Source organism: Paenibacillus xylanilyticus (assembly GCF_047246825.1).
In the GTDB taxonomy this organism is placed as follows: Bacteria; Bacillota; Bacilli; order Paenibacillales; family Paenibacillaceae; genus Paenibacillus; species Paenibacillus xylanilyticus_B.
The window spans coordinates 97,726-120,494 of the sequence record NZ_JBFOLB010000005.1; the positions used below are offsets into that span (position 1 = coordinate 97,726).

Below are 22,769 nucleotides of genomic sequence, written 5' to 3' on the forward strand. Positions count from 1 at the left end.
TCTTTTCTTGAAAAGTACAGAAGAACGAGCTGCTTATCCCATGCCAAATTAACCTCGAGTCCACGCTTGACTTAGGATAAACAGATCTCAACATCCATCTCCAGCATTTGCAGACCCTCTAGCCTGCCAAAAGTCGCGCTACTGACTGCCATCGATGATAGAGAATGTCCTCGCAGCAGGTCACAACGCGACGAGCAGGGAAATAACCGATTAAATTGGAAGCCAGGGCTGTAGCACCAAAGGCACCTGGAATGTAGCCTGTAATCAATTAGTCTAATTATAAGTTGGCGCTTCCCAAGGATGATATAAAGGAATTTAAATATGAATATCGCATTTTAAAGTTGAAAGAATAACTGGCGGAAAATGCAGGCAGTCCATTTTTGGTGAAATCAACAAGTATGTAAAAAGAGGTTCTTGATCTGCTCGAGAACCTCTCTACTTATTACTTAACCGAATCGTACCATTCATTGACTTCGTTTGTAATGGTATCTCCGCCCGAAGACTTCCACTTCTCTACAAATTTATCAAACGCATCAATCGAAGACTCTCCATAAATGATCTTCGAGAATGTCTCCATTTGCATTTTTTGCAACAGCTCATTTCTGGACGACATAGTTGGCGTTACCGGTCCCTTGTAATGTTCCTTTACGCGCGAAGATTCTCCATCCATGGACAGAAGCATCGCATCGTACACGATTCTTTGTAATGGATTCGTGTCATCTGCAATCCCAAGAGCTTGCATAAAAGTTTGATCTTTCTTTGTGAGTTCTTCTTTCTTTGCTACTTTTACTATTATTTCCTTCATCTTTGATGAAACATCCGGCATGCCCCCAAAAATGTAACTGTTCGAATCAATCTTTCCACCGGGAATTTGCTTCTCGTCGGTCACAATCTTTCCATCTTTGACAACATACTGATAGCCCTCTTGAAATCCTTTAAAATATTCAAGCGGGTTATCGGATTCGTAGACAGCATACATCGAGTTCATATAATGAAAGAAAGCTTGAAGCGCTTCATCCGAAATATCTTTATTAATCATAATTCCGCCGGACATCGTAAAATAGGTGTGCAAAGCTGGACCATTGACCCCATTAGGCAGCGGATATGGTTTAAACATCGCCGTAGGGTTGGTCGCAAGCAACATGGAACCAGGATATTGGATGAAGAAAGAGGGAGCTGCAACAATTCCAACCTTATTGGATGTGACCGCGGTGACAATTGTATTTGGGTCATGTAAGGCAATATCGCTCGCAAAATACCCTTTATCCTTCCACTCTTTCATCTTCATTAAGCCCTGTTTGACCCCCGGTAAAATCGAACCATTTTGAAGCTTGCCGTCTTCTCCTGGATACCATCTTTCCGGCATGGCCCCGTAAAGTCCAAAGATCCAGGACCCGTCTCCAAGGAGACTACTGGTCATCCTATCCTTCATGGCAAAATCCAGGGCATATGTATCCTTCTGCCCATTACCGTCGGGATCCTGATTGACGAAAGCATCCATGACCGTTTCCAACTCTTCAATTGAAGTAGGTGCTTTCAACTTGAGATTGTCCAGCCAGTCCTGACGGATCCATAAAACGTTGTTTGCTTGCCCATAATCTGTACCAGTTCCAGGAATCGCCATCTTTTTGCCGTCTCGAGTGACCGGTAACCAGGGATCCTTTATATCGGCTAACGCCTGTTTCCAAGTTGGGGAGGCGTATTTCTCGAATACTTCTTCCACTTCCATAAACTTGCCCGAATCGATGAGAAGATTGGTGTTATCGGGATTAGCCGAGCTTATAATATCCGGCAATTCGTCGTTCGCGGATAGCATGAGTTTCAATTTTGTATTATACGAACCATCCGTACCGCCTCCTGTCCATAAAGCTTTAATCTTTACGCCAAACTTGTCTTCGACCCAGCGGGTGAACACATTGTCCGTAACGGATTCCCCTTCTCTATATTTATAGCCCGGATTTTCTCCCATAACTGTGGTAAACGACGCTGTTGGCTCAATCTTGCCATTCACGATATTCAGCTTCTTCGTTGTTTCCAGATTTGCCTTTCCCTTCTCGGCCTCGCCGTTGTTATTGACATTGCTGCAACCGATTAGCGCAGTAGTAAGTAAACCAACAGAAAGAACGGTAGCTAACCATTTCATATTCATTCAACCCCCCTATTTTTTTGGTTACGCTTTCATTATAGAAACATGATGTCACCTATGAAATAACGAATAAGCAACATCCGATATCTTAATCCAAACAACAACTTGGAAGCACCAGAACTGGTATTGCTTTTGTATAATAGTTTAAACTACGAAGGGCCAAACAGCGGGATTATGTAAGGAGCAAAATATCGGTTATTTTTTATCCCTACTGATCCTTCTGCCAATGCTCGCAATGCTTTTGTGACGTAGTATCGGATTTCTTCGTAATTTACTTTTAAATATCGTGTTCACCCTTGGGAGAGTCCGCCCGCTATAAATAAATAATGAGTGTCCTTATTTGCCCACTGATAGCGCCATAATCGTCGTATTACGGTTAAAATACCTATCTCATTTTATATTTAATTGAGACAGAATGAGAACAAACAAAAAAAAGCTGACGTCGTCTGTGCGTCAACGTCAGCCATAAATGTCCTATTTTTCTGCAAATTCTCATACTTTATCTCGTTTCCTTGTAAACCATTATTACAATTGAATTATTCAAATCTACCCTTCTAGTAGGTCTAGACCAGCATTGTACACGTTACCATTCACGGCACTCCACAGCCAATCTCGCAGGCTTGTGCCATGTTTGACCGGTCGATAAAATTCGGGGTCGTGAATTAGGGTATGAACTGTACCCATAGATTCCGGGTTCATTTCCCCAATTGGGTTGTCGAACAGGAAAATTCCGATGCCGGGGATTTCAGACTTCAAGGTATCCACCATCTCCTTGAGATCCTTCTCGAATTGCAGACATTGTTCCCGCTTCACTTCTAAGGTGCCGTGATCAATATAGTGTTGATACATAGCAAAAGCTACATCTCTAATGGAGTTGATATAAAGATATCGAACGGTATTACCCTTCTCGGCATAGAGGTTACGCATCCATTCAAGACAGATATTTGGACCCTGGAGAGGCTCCCATATCCGTTTGCTTGCCTGCCAGTTGTTCTGTGCTATTGTCCTCCATTGATCATTAAGTAACAAAGCACTATCAGGGCAGCAGGTTACATCGCTGCACTCCGGAAAATAACCCATGACATCCGAAGCTAAGGCTGCAACACCGAAAGCACCCCCACTTGTTCCCGTAATCAAAAGTTTTGTCGGAGCAGACAGATGCTTCGTCGCTTGCTCCATAAGCCCACTGTAATTGGAGTACCCATGATGGTGCAGCACAGCAGGTGAGCCGTCCGTTGTTGTATAATGAAAATCACCATTTCCCACATGAAAATCCCCTGTAGCGTAGCTGACGAAGATGCAACTCCAGTTTCGAAAAGGATTATCCTGTGTGTCATCAAAGATACCGCGATTAAGTGCCATATCCATATATGGCAATGATTTGTCGTCAAAATAAAAGGTTTCTCCTTGCACACCTAACCTGGATGGCCGGGCAGCCGTGTAGGCATTTATCGATACACCTCCGCCTAAAAAAAAGACGATGAGACCAGGCTCCGTTCCTTTACGCATGTAGCCCCAGTAAGGTGAACCCCCTGCACAAATAGCTCCCGGAACCGGGACTCTGTACCACTGTCCGGAAACCGGCACTCCCTCCAACACAGGTAACTGATGTTCTTCAAGATATTTTTTATATCCCTCAACATTATCCAACATATGATTCTCTCCTTTAAAGTCTTATACATTCCATTCTTACAACGGTTAACTCTGTCGTGAGTGACCCTATAATAAGAAAGACAGCCATCTCAATCTAATCTTCATTCCTTCTCTAATCTGGTAACGCTTTCAAATAAGGCAACCATTTAATTTACTTCATTAAAATGTGGTTCATTAATGTTCTCTTACCATTTATTTCTCATTTGCCACAGCAAGCTCTTGAATATCTAAGTTTGTTTTTTTTCCATACTGTAAAAAGTCAAATCCTGCTTTCTTGAACTCCTCAACAATAATGTCTGCGTGTTTTATTTTCTGCTCTTCACTCTTGGCTTTCATTACAAAATGTGTGTAATCTCCCTTACTCGGATTCCACTTGACTAAACCTTTTCCATTGGGAGATCCTGTTTTACTGAAATTGATTAAGTAGGAGGATGCTATTTTTCCTACGTTATAATCCTTCTTCTGCCAGAAGGCTTTTCTAAAATCAGAAAAGTAATTCAGGAAATAAGGGATTTCAGACCCGTGAAATGCCCCTAAATTTACAGGTCCAGGCATAATGTGATTGAACTCTAGAACATATGTCTTTCCTTTTGAACCTCCCTTTTCCCTTGCAATAGCAACACCGTTTAATACCGTTGCCAGCACTTCACCTTCGGTCGCTTCGGGAACAGGAACCATAAATGAAGTAAACAAACCGTCACCTCTCATACTTTCATCAGTCCCGTTAATATCATTCCAAACTACTCCAGTTATTAAATCTATATCTTTTGACATGCCGGATTCCAGAGCTTCTCTGAAATTTTTGGTAACATAAGTTCCGTCAATACAAGGTGCTGCGAATAAACCTAAATTATATACTTCTTCGGTCGACATATTTCTGAGGGTTTCCAAGCCTCCTGCATTCTCTACAATTCGATCACCATTCAACTTTCTATCACTCAATTTAGGGTACGTATTGATGATATCGAGAGGATAACTCATGCTGAAAGCGTGCTTGAATAACCCTTTGGCTTTAGGGGATACCAATAATGTGTTTACCAGATTCGCTCCAGCGGAGCCCCCCATAATTGTTACATTATTCGGATCTCCGCCGAACGCACTAATATTGTCATTTACCCATTCCAATCCTTTCACCACATCCATCAGTCCGTAGTTTCCGCTAGAGTTCTCAGGATCTTCTTCAACTAAATCGGAGGACGCAAACCATCCAAATACACCCAAACGATAATTGACACTTACAAATATAACATCTTGTGATGCAAGATGTTCTCCGTCTATAATTTCGATGTCCGACCCGCCTCCGACCCAACCTCCTCCGTGAATGTAAAATACAACCGGCATATTTGCCTTTATTCCCGTTTTGCTGTTAGTCCATATATTTAGAGTCAAGCAATCCTCGGATACTTTGTCTGAAACCATATATTCAGGATAATTTGTGTAATCTTCTTTATTTATTTTTTGCATACATGAAAATCCATATTCTCTCGTCTCTTTTACACCAGACCATGCTTTTACATCCTGTGGAGCCCGCCATCTGTTTTCTCCAACAGGAGGCGCAGCATAAGGGATTCCTTTATATATTGCCACTGAACTATCATTTGGGGAAAGATAACCTCTAATTTTGCCGCCAGTGACATGTTTTGTAATCTTGTCAGGTTTGAGAGTATTATTTTCCTCCCCTTTTATAATTCTCTTGTAATTAAGATCTCGGATTGATTGCTCTTGATTGTCGTTTGTGACTGCCAGTGCGTTGTTGGGTACAAAAACAGACAGAATCAACATTGCGCTTAAGATAACTACTATCACCTTTTTCACGAGCATTACCCCTCTCTCGGATTACCTTAATCAAACAACATTCCACCGTGGTTAATACAATCCATGCGCAAAATGGGCTGCGCGGTCGTGATTCACCCTACAACAAGAACGACTACCATTTTGATCTCAACATTCCTCCCTTTATTTTTGACAGATTTTTCTTACGAGGAACTCGTAACCAACCATGAAAAACAATGTATACATGCTAAAAAAAGGTGTGTTATCACCCCTCACGATTGAGTTAACTTCATTATAATTTGATGCATCTGACCTCCGAAATAAAGGAATACAAACATAGGTATCTCATTCTAAGTGTTCTAATTATAGATTGTAATTACCAACGAAAATTAAAGCTGGCCATGAACCTTATGGACATCCAGTACAGTGTGCATTTATATCTTTAATGGGAAGTTTACATCTAGATTTCTAAGAGTACTTATTCGATTGCATCAAGCTTTCTAATAAAAAAAAGGCTCCTGAGCAATCTTTAAATTGCCACGGAGCCTTTCGATTTAATTTTCATTCCATCACAATTCAATTTTGCTTTTCAACGTTCCAACCCTATATTTAGAACACTTCCATTCACGGCATTCCACAGCCAATCACGAAGACTGACACCATCTTTGACGGGCTGAAAAAACTCGGGAGTGTGAAGAAAGGTATGCTGTGTACCCAGGAGCTCCGGATCAAGCCCCGTATCGGGGTTATCCAGCAGGAAGACACCAATGCCAGGGATTTCGCTCTTCAGCACATCGACCATATTCCTGAGATCCTTTTCGAATTGTAGACTTTGTTCCCTTGTAAGCTCCATAGTGCCGTGATCCAAAAAATGTTGGTACCTTGCCAGAGCACTATCCCTAATGGAGCAAATAAAGAGGTACCTTACGCCGTCACCCTTCTCAGCATAAAGGGCGCGAAGCCAGTCAAGGCAAATATTTGGCCCGTGCAGCGGTTTCCATATCCGTTCATTTGCCTGCCAGACATGCTGAGCAACTGCCTGCCACTCGTTATAGAGCAACAATGAGCTATCCGGACAGCAGGTCACATCCCGGCACTCCGGGAAATAATCCATGACATCCGCAGCCAAAGCCGAAGCACCGAAAGCGCCTGCACTGCCGCCGGTGATCAGCAGTTTCGTGGGAGCTGATATAAATTGAAGCGCCTGCTCCATAAGCCCCCGATAATTGCGATAGCCATGATGATGCAGCACAGCAGGCGAACCGTCTATTGCTGTATAAGGGTAGTCGCCATTCCCCACATGGAAATCACCTGTTGTATAGCTTACCAAGATGCAGCTCCAGTTCCGAAAGGGATTATCTTGGGAAGGGTCAAAAAGGCCTTGCTTTACGAATGCATCGATGTACGGCAACGCTTTGCCGTCAAAATAAAATGTCTCCGAAATCTCATTTAACTTATTGGGACGTGCCGCCATATATGCATTCAGCGATACACCTCCACCGGAGAAATAAACGATAAGGCCCGGCTCTGTTCCTTTCCGCAGAAATCCCCAGTAAGGCAAGCCATCTGCACTAATTGCTCCGGGAACCGGGAGCCTATACCATTGTCCGGCTTCAGGCTTTCCCTCTAATATCGGGAAGTGCTTCGGCAAATATCCTCTTAACTCTTCGTCATTATCAAACATATGACAGCGCTCCTTATTAGATTAATAGTCGGTTTTTGATCTCACCCAGTGCATCCGCAAGATCCGGTCTTGCAGTCATTACTGTACGAAGCGTATCGGCAAATTCCTCAGGATGAAGCTCGCCAAACTCCGACAGCTCCTCAAGAATCTCCTGACAGTTCATAGCAACCGAACCATAAACGGTATCGTCGATGCCAGCCTGTCCGGGAATCAGGAAGCCTTTTCCCGCATACCGCTCAGCCATGAGCGCCAGTTTTCCGGCGGTCAGCCAGTTTGTTTCTCTGGACGACTTCTGAAGCTGAGCCTGTATATAGGCGGTCGCGTCAATGGAACCAAGATCCATTTTTTTATAATGCCCACCCTCTGCTTCGACATTGCCTTCATCGAATACGAGTATGTTGAAGCGTTTGCTGAGATCGAAGGAGAGCTTGAAATTTTCTCCTGATGTTTGCGGGGGCGGACAAAGATTCTCAAATAAATCACCTGCAGGAAGCATTTCAGCCATTGATCGCTGCAGCTCTTCTTCGAGCGGGAACTCTGACATACGGATACGGAATCCGTCGGGAAGGGACTTGTCAAGCTCGGCATATGTGAATCGTTTGGTCAGTTGATCAATGGGTACCAGCAAGTCAGAGGTAAAATGAGAAAATAATACCGGACCGGTAAAACATCTTGCCATGCAGGATGGAGATAAAGCCTTCCAAATCTCGCCGTGTGAATTCTCCTGGATCTTTGCCAGAATTGGAGCGAACTGTCCGAATATCGCACCGATTATAGGCACTGGAATTACTTCCAGACAGCGAATGAAGTCTTTTCGTTCGTCTGCGGTTAGCGTTTCAAGAATCTCCTTGTTATGTTCGTTTGCTGACTGAAGATACTTCATGTTAAATAATATATTGGTAATTCCGCTAAAGGAAACAGAGCAGCAGATACCAAGATGCAGAACAGACAACATCTGCGTCATATAACCGCCGGCGCTTCCCCCACTGACAACGATCCGTGTCCGGTCCATGTCGGGCTGCTTCCTGACGGCTGATAATGCGGCGCTGTTGAAAATCAGGTCGTCATCGATTAGATTCCCATTATATTCAGACTGAAAATCAATCGGTGTCGATACAGCCCAGCCTTTCCTCAAATAAAGGTTCAACGTTGCGTCATTTTCGGGCATTTCATAATGCGCGATGAACACCAGCGGTTTCGGAGTCGGCCCAGTTTCCGGAACATAAATACGAAGGGGACGCCGGCGCACAGTGCCGTTTTTTGAAATGAAAGGAATTTCAATATCCCGTTTTTCAACGGAGAAAGGCAGGTCCTGTTCTTTTACATTTGCTTCCGATAATAGTGCCATCATTTTTCGGATATCACGTTTCATGCATGTTCCTCCTTCGCTCCATGATTAATCATAATCTTCAATCCGCCATTCGTCTTTCCAGTCCAGATAAGCCATCTTCCCGTCGAACCGGAACGGTAGCCAAACATAATCTGCTTTATGTGTATTCTCATTCACATTATAAGAGGAACCGATAAACGTAACTGGTTCATCTTGGCGGTCTGGATTAAAATACCGGTCATAGGCGTCAGCCAGAACGTCATATGAAATCATGCCTTCTTCATCAGTAATCCAGCGGTCAGCCAAGGCGATATACAGATCTTTCTTCTTCGGATGCTTGAATACCGAAGAGATCTGGGAACAGAAGGAAGTATTTGAGGGATCATTCACATGCGGATTACCCAGAATTTCGAATGGGCCGTGGAAGGACCGTGAACATGCAACTTCTGAAGGATTCGGATTATAGCTTGTCGTACCTGAGGTCACCAAATAATGCAAGTTTCTTCTTGTAAAATATGCCGGGGCCTCGCGGACGTAAGGCGGATAAAAATTGGGGAAATGAGTTGAATAAAATCCCGTTACACCTGTATAATCCGCGGTCAAATCAGCACAAATCAATTCACTGTGAACCCGTTCGAAGTAATAATACGCTTTCCCGTCCCGTGCAACTGCCAGGTCGAAATCACCGGCACTCATATTTAAAGGGCGGAACTTGGTTTTAATCATCATATAAGGCCCTAGTAATTGATCTGCGGACATGATGGTCAGAGTCTGGGTGCTATCCTTTTCCATAATCTTGAGGAAGCAAATATATTTCCCGGTATTCTTGTTGAAAATAATGTGTGGACGATCCATATAACTGGCTGGATGAAGAGAAGAAGCAGGATCATTTTCCACTGGGGGAATAATCAACCCCTCATCTTGCCAATTGTAAAGGTCCTTGGACGAATAACAACGGACTCCCCAGTGCCAGATTCCGCTGCCCGGTGTTGTCTTCTCCTTATTCTCACCGTACCAATAGAACGTATCATTCTCGTAAAAGATAGAACCTGCGTGAGCTTGAATTCGTTTGCCTTCCGTATCCAGCCAGATTTGCCCCGGTCTAATTGATGTTTGCATAGATAATTTGGATCCTTTCTTGGTAATAGATTTTAGTCATGTGTTGACAAATTCTATACTTTCCTCACAGCTTAATTATAGGTTCCTGTATTTAGCTGTTGATATATAGGAATCCAAACATAAATATCTCATTTCTAATCTAAGACGGAATTCCAGTCTATAGACATTGCCAGCCGACTAACAGATTCATATAATGAGGTTACCTCAAGCAGAAATGGGAGATTAGCAACCAACCGGAGGAATAAAATTATGTACCAACTACTTATTGTTGATGATGAGACCTCTGTCGTAGATAGTCTGGCTATGACTGTACAATGGAAAGATTATGGAATAGAAGAGGTACATTGTGCATACTCTGCGCAAGAAGCACTGCACATTGCGGCCAAGTATTCGATTGACATTATGATTACGGACATTCAGATGCCAGAAATGTCCGGATTGGAGTTAATCGAAGTGATGCAGCATTATTCACGCAAAATCCGCTGTATCATCCTTTCGGGACATGACGAGTTTGAATACGCCAAAAAAGCCTTAGCTTTTCAGACACAGGATTACTTGCTTAAGCCAGTCGATTATAATGAGTTAATTAACTCGGTTAAGAAAGCAATTCATAATGTTGAAGAGGAATGGAAGGAAGTCATATCCTTCCAGCGTATTAAGCAAACCCTAGAGGCTAATCTCCCACTGATGCGGTCACAGCTGCTTAACGACCTGCTTAAGAACAAGATCATCCGCCATGAAGTTTTGGATGAGAGACTTGCTCTGGTAGGCGTTCCCTTTCGGTTCGATGACCCCTATATGATGATGGTTGTTCGCATGGAGGAGGACTTCTCGGGGTACGACCTCCAATCCTTATCACTCCTTGAATATGCCGTTACCAATATTGCAGATGAAGTGTTCCAAAAATTGTTCACTTTATGGCACTGCGTCACCGAGCAGGGATACTTAGTTTTTCTCATCAAAGGCAACCAGTCAGACGATTTGCACTTGGTGGATTCATTTGCAGTGAAGCTGCAGAACCATGTCCAAAAATTCCTGAAGGGCTCGCTCTCGATCTGCCTAAGCAACATCGCCAAGTTTCCAGACGACCTGCAAAACTTATATTTGGACGCAATAAACGCCATTAACCGGAATATTGGAAATAATAAAAGTTTCTTCCTAACCATTAATGAAAAAAGTGAGCAGCCTCAGAGCTCCATCGTCAAAAAATTATATGCTCCGCCTGCACTTTCAACACTGCTGGATTCAGGCAGCTGGGACGAGGCGATTGCCAAGATTGATGAATTGCTCATTGTTGGCAGTAGTGCAGACGAACAATCTTACGATCTTTCACAGGATCAATTATTTACAGTGCTGCTTTATCTCTCATCCTCATTCACCATCTGTTTCCAGCCGAATGGATCCAGCTTATATGATCAGATGGGACCAGAATTCGATTTGTTGCTCCGCAAGAAGGGGCATCTCTCAAGACAACGAATTTACGACTGGGCAAGTAAAATTATAATTGCATTAAAGGCTAAGACGTCGACCCAAATGGAGAATGCACAACAGCAGGTTGCCACCAAAGTCCGAACATTTATTCATGAACATTTGTCTGAGGGGATTTCATTGCAAATCATTGCCGACCATGTGGGTCTGCATCCGGTGTATCTCTCCAAGATTTACAAGACTGTTATGAATGAAACGATTGGTGATTATATTTATCATTTCCGAATGGAAAGAGCGGTTCATCTCCTGCGAAATACGGACTTGAAAATATCTGAAATCAGCGACCAGCTGGGCTTTCAGGCAACCCCTCATTTCATCAAAATCTTCAAGGAACATTTCGGCAAGACGCCGCAGGATTATCGGAACCGGTAAAACTTATTTATCGATCACACGACAAAAGGCTCCCAGGTAATTGATTACTGGAAGCCTTTTTTGCTAAATTTTACCCAGTTACTAAATTTGACCGCCGGGGACTGATAGTGCCTGCTGAATACGTTCCTCCAAAGAGCTGGTCATAATGATTCTAAACTCCTTGATTTCCATTCCACTTTGACCAAAAACGAACTTAAAGTGTGTGGTTTTTTGCAAAATCGGCTGCCGGATATCAACCGTGTAGGTTTTCCATTCAGAATCTGCACCTGTCAGCGTTATTGTTTGCAAGATTTCAGCATCATGGAAAATGCTCACTGGAATTTGGGCAAGTTCACTGTTCTCAGCGGTGGCGCGGCACGTTAACTCGACCCGGTATACACCGCGTTCCTTCAGGTCAGCTCGTATAAAAGTACTCCGTCCCCGAGAGATATCAAATATCTCTCCTGACACAACAGACTCCTTTTCTACTGGTACCGAAAGTATATCCAAGACCACATCGCCTTCCTCTTCCCTGAAAGCGGCCAGTGCCTTGTCCAGCTCTGTTTCCATTCCAATCATCCGGTTAAAGGCTGTTGTTCCCATCAAATAGTTGCAAATGTTCATTGCTGAGCGCTGATATTCACCCCGTGTCACGGTTCCCATCCGCAGGGCTTCTGCGGAGTTATCCCCTCTGGTGTTCTGCTGGGAGTCACTTACTACCATGAACAAATCGTTCTGTGCCCGTATCATTGCTGCCACATTCTGGACACTTCCCTCTTCTCCTTCGTCATTTCCCTTTGCCCACCAATCGGTCATTACAATCCCTCTGAAGCCCCACTCCCCCCGCAGGATTGTAGTTGTAAGATCATAGTTGCTGGCAGACCAAAACCCATTGATCGGGTTATACGAGGTCATAACTGATATCGCATTGCCCTCTTTGACCGCCATTTCAAACCCGCGCAGATAAATCTCCCGCAGGGCCCTTTCCGATACCACAGCCTCCACCGTGTTGCGGTGCGCCTCCTGACTATTGCAAGCAAAATGTTTAATGGTACCCGTCACATCATATGGATTCATACCATGTAGTTGTGCAACCACCATCCGACCCGTCAGGAACGGGTCCTCACTGAAATATTCAAAATTCCGGCCATTGAGAGGATTGCGATGGATGTTCATTCCGGGTCCAAGCAGAGTGTCTACATGGTTTTTCCGAAGTTCCAAACCTGCGTACGCATACAGTTCTGTCAGCAATGCTTCATTAAAAGTACAGCCCAGGCAGGTTCCATTGGGCATGGAAAATGCTGTATTTCCACAGTCCATACGTATACCACTTGGACCATCTGCTGAGCAAGCAAGAGGGATTCCGAAAGCTTCCAACCTCTTTGTCACACCGCCAAATGCGCCGGCTGTGCCCGGTGTAACCTTTGGACTGCTCATGCCTTCACCGCGCACAATACAGCATAAATCTTCATCCGAAAGCTGAGCAATATAATCTTCCATGCTGACCATATTCGATTTGACATCTGTAAGCTTATATCCTTTATCTCCAGTGTAAGGAATTTCATCTGGAAGAGTTTTCGCGCGGCGCGCCTTTGGTTCTATAGTCCTTAATGGAACCGGTTCATAAATTAGACTTTCGTCAGAGGCACAACGCATTCGCTCGAATGCAACATCCGGTGCCATGGCCTCCTGTAATTGTTCCAATACCTGCAGCTTGTCTATGGCAATGCTGCCGCAGGATTTCGCATCTCTCACATGATCCCCCACATGGAAGATGTAGCTCCCAGCTTCCATTACCCAAGCCGATCTGCACCCTGTGATGCCGGAATCATCATAGGATGCTATTGCTTTAAAAGCAATTTTGATTTCAATGAATTGTTTCCCACCCGGAAGCAGTTCTTTGGTTTTCGCAAACCCAGCGAGCACGCGGGCTGGTTTACCCAGTTTGCCTTGCGGAGCTTCACAGTAAACCTGAACGACCTGTTTCCCTGGTCTATCTCCGGTATTGGTAACAGTAACATAAATCCGGACACCATCGTTCAAACGCTCTATCCGTTCTGTCCGTGTTTCAAATGTGGTGTAGGACAGGCCGAAGCCAAATGGATACAGGACACGGTCTTTGGCAAAAGTCTCAAAGTAGCGGTATCCAACATAGATATCCTCCTGGTACAAGTTGCGTATTGAACCCCCATGATTCGCCGTGGACGGATAATCCTCAATGTCTCTTGCTATGGTGTCTGTCATTCGTCCGCTCGGACTTATCCTTCCGGTCAAAACATCGAGAACACCATTGCCGCCCTCCTGTCCACCTTGCCAAACATACAGCACAGCCGAAGGTTTATAAATCTCCACCCATTTCATATCTATAATATTGCCCACATTTAACAACACCACGGTCCGTTCAAATTCTTTACAAACCCTTTCTAACATAGCTTCCTCTGCTTCTGTCAGTAAATAGCTTCCAGCTTCAGGTTTGTTATCCTGGTCTTCCCCAGCTGTGCGGCCAAGGACTATGATTGCAACTTCTGACTCCTTAGCTGCTTGCTTAACCCGATCAGCATCAAGGAACATTTCTTCCTGGAACCACGGTTCCTTACCCCAACCAGCACCTTTATCAAACGGATGTTCCTGTAACCAATCAAGATAAGACTGCTTGACCGCCTGATTGATCTCATAGCCGTCTTTACTTTCCAAAGCCTCTGCAATGCCAACAACATATTTGGTATTGACCAACCCCCCGGATCCGGTACCGCTTTTGTAATAGTTAAACTGTGAACGGCCAAACAGAGCGACCTTACTCCCTGGTGCAAGCGGCAAAACATTGCAATCATTTTTCAGCAGTACAACACCTTCTGCTGCGGCCTGCCGCGCTTTTGCAGCGTAGCGCTGCAAGTCAAAGTTTGTCTCATTCATCCCTTGCACCCCCCTATCACATCTTGGTCAGTTCGTTCACAATTTCAATTGCACACGCTTCTCCTGCCGGAAAATGACCGAAGTAAGCCAGTGAATCGTGATTAGTTCCACTGTAGCGGCAAGCTTTAACAGGAACTCCGGCTTTTTTCAATTGGCCTGCATAATGTTCCGCTTCCAGCCGCAGGCCATCCAGCTCGGCAGTAACGACCAGCGCAGGCGGCAGCCCGCTAAGATCATCCGCCAACATGGGAGAAAAGTATATATTACTTAGCGGTTCTTTGCCCATATAGTTTTGGGCCATTAAGCGCAAGGCCCAATCCGTGGCGCGATCCGTTTGTTTTCCAAAAAAGGATTCTCCCCCTTCAGTAACAGGAAACTGATCTATAGACCAAATAAATCCATCGGGATGGTCATCTGTCCACAAAAGTGGCGGATTAATTAAAATTTGAAGAGCGATGAGCTCATTCCGCCCTTCGTGTTTAGCCCGCAGTGTCAACCCAGCCGTCAGGTTCGCTCCGGCGCTGCCGCCGCCAACTGCTATTCGCTTCGGATCAATACGAAACTGCTGTGCATGATCATAGATGTATTTAATGACTTCATAACATTCATTAAAGGCTTCCGGGAAACGGTGTTCTGGCGCAAGCGAGTAATCGAAATCAAATATGACCGCGTCCGATTTTTCTGCAATGTACTTCAACATGTTATCTCTCCCTTGGGGAGAACCGGTAAACCACCCACCACCGTGAAAATGAATGTAGCATGGATGAGCCTTTTGAGTGTCCATATTTGTCCTCTGATAGCGCCATAAGCGATTGGTGTTGCGGTAAAATACCCGGTCCTCATATGTAACCTCAATTTCTCCTTCGCAGAGGTTGATGCTGTCTTCGTTATCAGCGTTCAAGTTAACTTTTTCTTGTAAATGACGCAGGACCAACATCAGTTGAGCCGGGTCTTCCTCACCGGAAATTAATTTCCCGATATCTACACCTGTTAATGCTGCAATGTCTACACCAGGTGAATCACCCTTTTCATCCAGCTTGTTTTTCCGCTTCAATATTTCCATTAACCAGGGATCAAGCTTGCCCTCAGGATAGTCTGCACCCTTGCAAACCTTCACCTCTGCACCGTTGACGATTGCAATACCTTCGCCTGCCAAAGTTCTAGTGACTGCTTCTTTGCTATAACTCATTCTTCATCTCTCTCCTTTAAAGATAAATGTCTTTTAATTAAGATTGTCTTACTCCTTCACTGCACCAATGACGATACCTTTTGCAAAGAATTTTTGGAGGAACGGATAGATCAGCAAGATCGGTAAAGCTCCGATGAAGATTTGCGCAGAATTCAGGGATAGGGCATTAAATTTCGCGGCCTCTTCTGCATTCTTGATATCGATATTCGGCATGGATATGGCAGCTTTCAAAAACGTACTCAGCGGCACGTTCTCCGGCTTCATATAAATTTGACCAGATAACCATTCATTCCATTCCCCTACCACGGTGAACAGACCCACGGTCGCCATGACGGGCAGCGATAAGGGCATCATTACTCTCAGATACACTTTCCAGTGCCCGGCACCGTCGATATAAGCGGCTTCTTCCAGCTCTTTCGGCAATGCCTTGAAAAAATTCATAATCAGGATGATGTTGAAGACATTGACCATCGTCGGCAGGATCAGCGCCCATATCGAGTTATACAGACCGATTTTGGTCACTACCAAATACGTCGGGATCATCCCCCCGTTAAACAGCAAGGCTACAATAAAAAATCCGACAAACCATTTGTAGCCTGCAATCCCGTTTCGTCCTCCGCCTTTGGAGAGCACATAGGCTGCCATACTGGTCACCAGCAACCCCAGCGTGACACTTAACAAGGTCCGCTCCACCGAGATCCAGAGGGAACGAAGTAATTGGGTATCTTCCAGTGCCTTGCTGTAGGAACCCAAGTTCAAACCAATCGGCCAGAACGTCACTTGATTAGCGGATACGGCTGCACTGGAACTTAAAGAAACAGACAACACATGCAGAAAGGGCAGGATGCACACCGCGGCCAGCATGATCATGACCAGATTGTTGATGAGTTGAAATGCACTGAATTTGGCTGTTGTACGCATAGGTCCACTCCTTAGAAAATCTTGTAACCTGCAACTTTGTAAGCGATCCGGTATCCCACTAGAATCAGGATCAGACCCACCACGGACTTGAATAATCCGATGGCTGTACCGAAACTGTAGTTCCCACCGATCAAGCCAATGCGGTACACAAAGGTATCGATGATATCGCCGCTTTCGTAGACCAGCGGATTGTACAAGTTGAAGATCTGGTCAAAGCCTGCATTGAGCACGCCGCCCAGAGAGATCGTCAGCATGACACAGATGGTGGGGATTAGACTTGGGAGGGTGATATTCAACATTTGTTTCAGTTTGCCCGCTCCGTCGATTTGAGCGGCTTCATATAGAGCCGGATTAATACCCACCAGAGCCGCCAGATAAATGATGGACCCGTAGCCGAATTCTTTCCATGCGTCCGTCAAGAGCACAATGGGCACAAACCAGTGGTTGCTCCCCAGGAAGAACACAGGCTCCTGCCCCAAGGCTTGGAGCAGCTGGTTCACCAATCCATACTCCGGATTCAGCAGCTGGATGAAAATGCCGCCGAGGACCACCCAAGAAATGAAGTGAGGCAGAAACACAAAGGTCTGAACCGATGTGCGCAGAAATTTATGTTTCACTTCATTGATCAACAGTGCAAACCCAAGCGTACTGATCATGCCGATGACTAATTTGAGGAACGAAATTTTCAGTGTGTTCCAAATGACTTGGATGCTGTCGGGATACTCAAACAAAAACTTGAATTGGTCTAACCCGACCCAGGGAGATTTGGAGATCCCCAGATAAGGCTTATAATCCTGAAAGGCCATTAAGAGACCACTCATGGGTACATAGACAAAAATCGCGGTCAGTACCACCGCAGGCAGGATCATCAGGTATAATCCCCAGCTACCTTTTGTTCTGGATAATTTCATTTTTTTTGCCGGTACAGCAGGTACAGCAGTATTCATGCCCATGATCTAAATCCTCCCAGCTAATTCTTATCATCTATCTTCATTATAATTTCAGCCATTTCGGCTTGATATAAAGCAATGCAAATACCAATAACGCATTCTAAATATTAAAATTGTCAAAGATCTGCAACTCAAAAAATAGGGGGCTTGATGCAGTTACCTGCATCAAGCCCCCTATTAATCAACATTTATTTGACAGAATCATACCATTCATTTACTTCGCTTGTAATGGTATCTCCACCCATAGATTTCCACTTCTCTACAAATTGATCAAACGTATTCACAGCAGCTTCACCGTAAATGATTTTCGTGAAGGCCTCCATCTGCATTTTTTGCAGTAACTCGTTTCGGGACGACATCGTGGAGGTCGTAGGCCCCATATAATATTGCTTCACATTCGCCGAAGCTTGCTTCTTACTTACCAGGTATGCATCGTAGACCGATCTTTGTATTGGGGTGATACCAGCATTCGTCCCTGTACTGATCATCAAGGCACGGTCTTCGTCCGTTAGCTCTTCTCGGTTGGCGATTTTATCAAACAGTTCTTTATTACGTTTTGGACTTACACCCGAAGTTATAAAGACATAAACACTCGTGTCAATCTTTCCACCTGGAATTTCTTTTTCCTCTGTTACAATTTTTCCGTCTTTGACGATATAATCATATCCTTCCTGATATCCTCGGAAGTAGAACGGGTCCCCTGATTCAGAACCCTCATACATCGAGTTTATATAATGAAAAAAGGCTTGCAGCGCTTCATCTGAAATATCCTTGTTAATTAACGTTGCTCCCACGAGATTCAAATTGGTGCGCATATTTTGTCCGTCAACCCCTACAGGAAGCGGATACGGAACATATAGTGCATTTGGATGGCTTGCTTGCAGAAGGGAACCTGGATATCCCATAAAAAATGCAGGAGCAGCAACAATGCCAACCTTATCCGATGTGACCGCTTGCACAATCGTATTCGTATCATGTAAGGCGATATCGCTGGCAATATACCCTTTGCTCTTCCACTCGTTCAGCTTTGCCAACCCTTGCTTGACCCCAGGTTGAGTAGATCCATATTGGAGCTTTCCGTCTTCTCCCGGATACCATCTTTCCGGTACCGCTCCGAATAGCCCGAAGATCCAGGAGGCATCTCCAATGGCTGCTCCGCTCAACCTTTCCTTCATGGCAAAATCTAGGGCAAACGTGTCCTTGATTCCATTACCATTTGGGTCCTGGTAGACGAACGCATCCATCACGGTTTCCAGTTCACCTATTGTAGTAGGTGCTTTCAAATTCAGCTTGTCCAACCAATCTTGGCGAATCCATAACACCGATTGTGCTTGCCCAAAATCTTCATCTGCGGAGGGAATTGCCATTTTTTTACCATCTCGAATGAACGGAAGCCAAGCATCTTCCTTTTCCGCTACTGCAGCTTTGTAAGCCGGGGATGCGTATTTTTCGAAAACGTCGCCCACATCCATAAACTTGCCTGAATCCATCAAAAGATTAAAATTATTTGGATCGCCTACATTAACGATATCCGGCATTTTTTCTCCTGAGGAAAGCATTAGTTTCATTTTTGTGGTAAAAGAACCGTCCGTAGCTCCGCCCGTCCACAAGGTTTTAATTTTCACCCCAAGCTTGTTCTCCACCCAACGGGTAAACGTATTGTCTGAAATCGATTCCCCATCTCTAAACTTAACGACTGGATTATCCATCCTAATTGTAGTAAACGTAGCGGTCGGTTCAATTTTTCCGTTCACAATATTCAACTTTTTGGTTTCTTTGTTGATCTTGTCACTCTCACTGACCTGATTATTGGTATTGCTGCAACCGAGCACTCCTATTGTCAGCATTACAGTAGCAAGTGCAACGGTCAGCACTCTGGTTTTCATGGTCATACAGACCCCCCCTGATGATGTTTTTGAATACGTCTTTAATTATAGAAATATGCATCCAGCCGTTAAATAACTTATTCTCAACATTCCATATCTCATTCTAAACAGATCTGGTGTAGTAATATAAACATAGATATCGCATTTCAAAGATTTATTCTGTTCTCGAACGATACGCATTGCCAGGCATCGCACGAATTCTTATAATGGGGTTACCTCTTTGTAAAGGATTGTTGTCATGTTAAAGCAATACCGAACCTTTCTCAGTGTGGTAATTATTATTTTACTTTCAACAATAGTAGTCTTGATGATGTATTCTTACACCGTGGAGACCAGTTTAAGTACAGTGAAAAAGGATATACAAACGAATAATCTGAACCGATTGCGTATCCTGGTTAATTCTTTAGATTTCAATGTTGAGCAGCTTAACATGCTGTCTGTTGCTCTAAATGCGGAATCTAAAGTGGGATTGCTTAAATCTGTGGACATGATGGATAATTACGAACAGGATCAGCTCATACTGGATCTCTCGGAAAAAATGAAACTCCAGAGTTTTACACAGGGTTGGAATGTTCAAATTGACATTTTCTCTACTCTGCTGAATAAATGGGTGGGTTCGTCTCAAAACCAGACACCCCCTCCAGTTGACATGGTAGAAGGGCGATGGGTATTGGAATCTCCTCAAAAGTTATTTTCTATGTACAGGAAATACGAACAAAATGTGGTCCGAGTTACATTTCCGAAAGCTAATTTGGAAAATATGCTGGACTCAGCCAAATTAGAGAATAATGATCCTTTTTTCTATTACTCTGATTCCATCTTCATTTCAAACCGTACCTTACATACCAATCTGGTCCAAGAACTGGTCTCCAAAATGTCATTAAAAATGCAGGATACAAATGAAGGAACAGAGTTAATATCAGTCGGCAATATGGATTATATGGTCAGTTTTTTGAAAGCGCAGACATTAGGTTGGTACATGGTGGATTATGTACCTCTGGACAAAGCTCTTCAACCCATTGTAAAGACGCAATTCTTTTTTTACATCACCTGTATTCTGTTATTTTTGTCCGGAATACTAACCCTGATATTTTTCTATAGGAAAGTGCAAGTCCCGATTCTTACATTGTTGAAAGGTGTTCGTCAACTTCAAAAAGGAGACTTCTCGCACCGGATTAGCAGAACGTCCAATACCGAGTTTGCTATTCTATATCACAATTTTAATAATATGGCACAGCAAATCGAGGATTTGATTGAAAATGTATACAAAGAAAAAATCATTTCAAGAGAAGCATTGGTTAAACAACTCCAGGCGCAAATTAACCCACATTTTTTGTACAATTGTCTGTTCTTTATCAACAATATGAACCGTATGGGAAATGACGAAGCAGTGAATGCGATGACTCAGAATCTGGCTGAATATTTCCGTTACACAACCCGGATCAACGATCCGCTAACCACACTTGAGAAAGAAATTGGTGTTGTCCGTAATTATCTTAATATCCAGAGTTTACGTATCAACCGCCTGCATGCGCAAATTAATATTCCGGACTCTATGATGTCCCTGATTGTTCCCAAGCTGCTTATTCAACCCTTGGTAGAGAACAGCATAATTCACGGAATTGAAAAAAAGCAAAGTGCCAGTATCATACACATATCAGGAAGTGATGATGGAGATCGGTATTCTCTGGTAGTAGAAGACGACGGGAAAGGAATGACTCCGGAAGAGATTTGGAGCCTACTGCACCGCATTGAACAACCACTGGATGATACGATGGGCTGTGCGTTATGGAACATACGACAACGAATGCTTATTCAGCTTGGCTCCCAAGCGAGCTTAAATATCACCCAGAGTCAACACGGCGGAATCCGCATGGAGCTGATCTGGGATAAAAGCAGCGAAATGGAAGAATAAAGATCTCATTTCAACGAAGTCTTCTAAGAAATCATTGTCTTGAACAAGCTTAAGATAGCTATATAAATTGAAACTAACCAAAAACACAAAGTTATCAACTTGTTTTGATATTAAACGAAGTTCCCGGAAGGGGGGGTGACTTTTTTTGGCATCACTATTCTTTTTCAAAGAATATAAGGGAAAAGGCAAGTAGACGATCTGGAATGTTTGGTGATCCAGATCGTCTACTGCCTTTCTATCTTCGAATCGCATGCTGTAAAACTTTGCTCATAGGGGAACCCCTTTAACGTTTCCAACTGCTTGGTAGCGTTTAGGTCCTTAAGATTCCTCCATATTTAAAAGCTCCAGACCCACATCGTAAATGTTTCCATTCACACCACTCCATATCCAGTCTCTAAGACTTATACCTTGTATGACAGAAAGAGGAAAATTGAAGTCTAGAATCCTCGTATGCTGAGTACCTGGAATTTCCGGATCTATCCCTGCTGCCGGACTGTCGGTCAGGAAAAGGCCAATGCCGGGGATTTCTGCCTTCAGCACATCGATCATCCCCTTAAGATCTTTCTCAAATTGCAGACACTGCTCCCGAGTCAGCTCTAGTGTATCGTAATCAATATAGTGTTGATACTGGGCCAACAAAGCATCCCGAATGGAGCAAGTATAAAGATATTTTATATTATTGCCCTTCTCGGCGTAGAGGTTGCGCATCCAGTCAAGACAGATATCGGGGCTATGCAAGGATTGCCATATCCGTTCCTCCGCCTGCCATACGTTCTGAGCGACTGCCTGCCATTGATCGTAGAGGAGTAATGAACTGTCCGGACAGCATGTCACATCATGGCAATCCGGAAAATAACTCGTGACATCCGAAGCCAACGCCGAAGCACCGAAGGCACCTGCACTCGCGCCGGTAATCAACAGCTTTGCCTGTGGAGATAGGTATTTGACCGCCTGATCCATTAACCCCCGATAGTTACGGTAACCATGATGGTGAAGCACAGCAGGAGATCCGTCGGGGGATGTATAGTGGTAATCTCCATTCCCTACATGAAAATCACCCGTAGAATAGCTGACAAAGATATGGCTCCAATTCCGAAATGGATTATCCGGTTCATCATTGAATATACCGATGTCCAAGATCAGGTCGTTGAAAGGCATGGTATCTTCGGCAGAGTAAAAGGTCTCCCCTTTTACACCTAAACGGTTAGGCCTAGCCGCAGTATACTCGTTAATGGATACTCCGCCACCAGAAAAGCAGACAATAAGGTTCGGTTCAGTACCTTTACGCAGGTAGCCCCAGTAAGGCGACCCTCCTGCGCAAACCGCGTTAAGAACTGGAATCCTATACCATTGTCCCTCCTCTGGTTCTCCATCTAAAACAGGGGCTTGACGTTCTTTGGCTAACTTAATCCATTCTTCTAAACTTTTTGTCATGATACCCACACTCCTGA

The 22,769-nt window shown here is 44.1% G+C and carries 14 protein-coding genes; 2 read left to right on the forward strand and 12 right to left on the reverse strand.

Annotated features, from left to right (window positions below; all coding sequences use genetic code 11):
• Positions 1–442: 442 nt before the first annotated feature.
• The 6 genes from AB3N00_RS24660 to AB3N00_RS24685 form a co-directional block, all read right to left on the reverse strand.
• On the reverse strand, positions 443–2,011 hold the full coding sequence (locus AB3N00_RS24660; RefSeq protein ID WP_413036927.1) for a hypothetical protein: 1,569 nt from the start codon (positions 2,009–2,011) through the stop codon (positions 443–445).
• Between the two features lie 681 nt (positions 2,012–2,692).
• Positions 2,693–3,799: a pectin acetylesterase-family hydrolase gene (locus AB3N00_RS24665; protein ID WP_413036928.1), complete on the reverse strand. Its 1,107-nt coding sequence runs from the start codon at positions 3,797–3,799 to the stop codon at positions 2,693–2,695.
• Between the two features lie 192 nt (positions 3,800–3,991).
• Complete coding sequence (locus AB3N00_RS24670; RefSeq protein ID WP_413036929.1) at positions 3,992–5,614, reverse strand: carboxylesterase/lipase family protein; 1,623 nt, start codon at positions 5,612–5,614, stop codon at positions 3,992–3,994.
• 547 nt (positions 5,615–6,161) lie between these two features.
• Positions 6,162–7,256: a pectin acetylesterase-family hydrolase gene (locus AB3N00_RS24675; RefSeq protein ID WP_413036930.1), complete on the reverse strand. Its 1,095-nt coding sequence runs from the start codon at positions 7,254–7,256 to the stop codon at positions 6,162–6,164.
• Between the two features lie 16 nt (positions 7,257–7,272).
• Positions 7,273–8,628: an alpha/beta hydrolase family protein gene (locus AB3N00_RS24680; protein WP_413036931.1), complete on the reverse strand. Its 1,356-nt coding sequence runs from the start codon at positions 8,626–8,628 to the stop codon at positions 7,273–7,275.
• Between the two features lie 24 nt (positions 8,629–8,652).
• A complete protein-coding gene (locus tag AB3N00_RS24685) occupies positions 8,653–9,705 on the reverse strand; it encodes a family 43 glycosylhydrolase (RefSeq protein ID WP_413036932.1) in 1,053 nt (350 codons plus the stop codon).
• A 249-nt stretch (positions 9,706–9,954) separates the two neighbouring features.
• Between AB3N00_RS24685 and AB3N00_RS24690 the strand changes: the two genes are divergently transcribed.
• Positions 9,955–11,565, forward strand: coding sequence for a response regulator (locus AB3N00_RS24690; RefSeq protein WP_413036933.1), 1,611 nt, complete (start codon positions 9,955–9,957; stop codon positions 11,563–11,565).
• Between the two features lie 81 nt (positions 11,566–11,646).
• Here the strand turns inward: AB3N00_RS24690 and AB3N00_RS24695 are convergent, their stop codons facing one another.
• The 5 genes from AB3N00_RS24695 to AB3N00_RS24715 form a co-directional block, all read right to left on the reverse strand.
• Entirely contained in the window at positions 11,647–14,457 is a 2,811-nt protein-coding gene (locus AB3N00_RS24695; RefSeq protein WP_413036934.1) for a glycoside hydrolase family 3 protein, read from the reverse strand.
• Between the two features lie 16 nt (positions 14,458–14,473).
• A complete protein-coding gene (locus AB3N00_RS24700) occupies positions 14,474–15,646 on the reverse strand; it encodes an alpha/beta hydrolase (RefSeq protein ID WP_413036935.1) in 1,173 nt (390 codons plus the stop codon).
• A 48-nt stretch (positions 15,647–15,694) separates the two neighbouring features.
• The gene (locus AB3N00_RS24705) at positions 15,695–16,567 is read right to left on the reverse strand and encodes a carbohydrate ABC transporter permease (protein ID WP_402872811.1); all 873 of its coding nucleotides are present in this window, start codon (positions 16,565–16,567) and stop codon (positions 15,695–15,697) included.
• 11 nt (positions 16,568–16,578) lie between these two features.
• Complete coding sequence (locus AB3N00_RS24710; RefSeq protein ID WP_402872845.1) at positions 16,579–17,520, reverse strand: ABC transporter permease; 942 nt, start codon at positions 17,518–17,520, stop codon at positions 16,579–16,581.
• A gap of 185 nt (positions 17,521–17,705) precedes the next feature.
• Positions 17,706–19,409, reverse strand: coding sequence for an extracellular solute-binding protein (locus tag AB3N00_RS24715; protein WP_095266477.1), 1,704 nt, complete (start codon positions 19,407–19,409; stop codon positions 17,706–17,708).
• A gap of 232 nt (positions 19,410–19,641) precedes the next feature.
• On the opposite strand from AB3N00_RS24715, the gene AB3N00_RS24720 reads away from it, so the two are divergent.
• Complete coding sequence (locus AB3N00_RS24720) at positions 19,642–21,318, forward strand: sensor histidine kinase (protein ID WP_413036936.1); 1,677 nt, start codon at positions 19,642–19,644, stop codon at positions 21,316–21,318.
• 318 nt (positions 21,319–21,636) lie between these two features.
• Here AB3N00_RS24720 and AB3N00_RS24725 read toward each other — a convergent pair whose 3' ends face one another.
• Positions 21,637–22,752, reverse strand: a complete 1,116-nt coding sequence (locus AB3N00_RS24725) for a pectin acetylesterase-family hydrolase (RefSeq protein ID WP_413036937.1) — start codon at positions 22,750–22,752, stop codon at positions 21,637–21,639.
• Between the last annotated feature and the right edge of the window lie 17 nt (positions 22,753–22,769).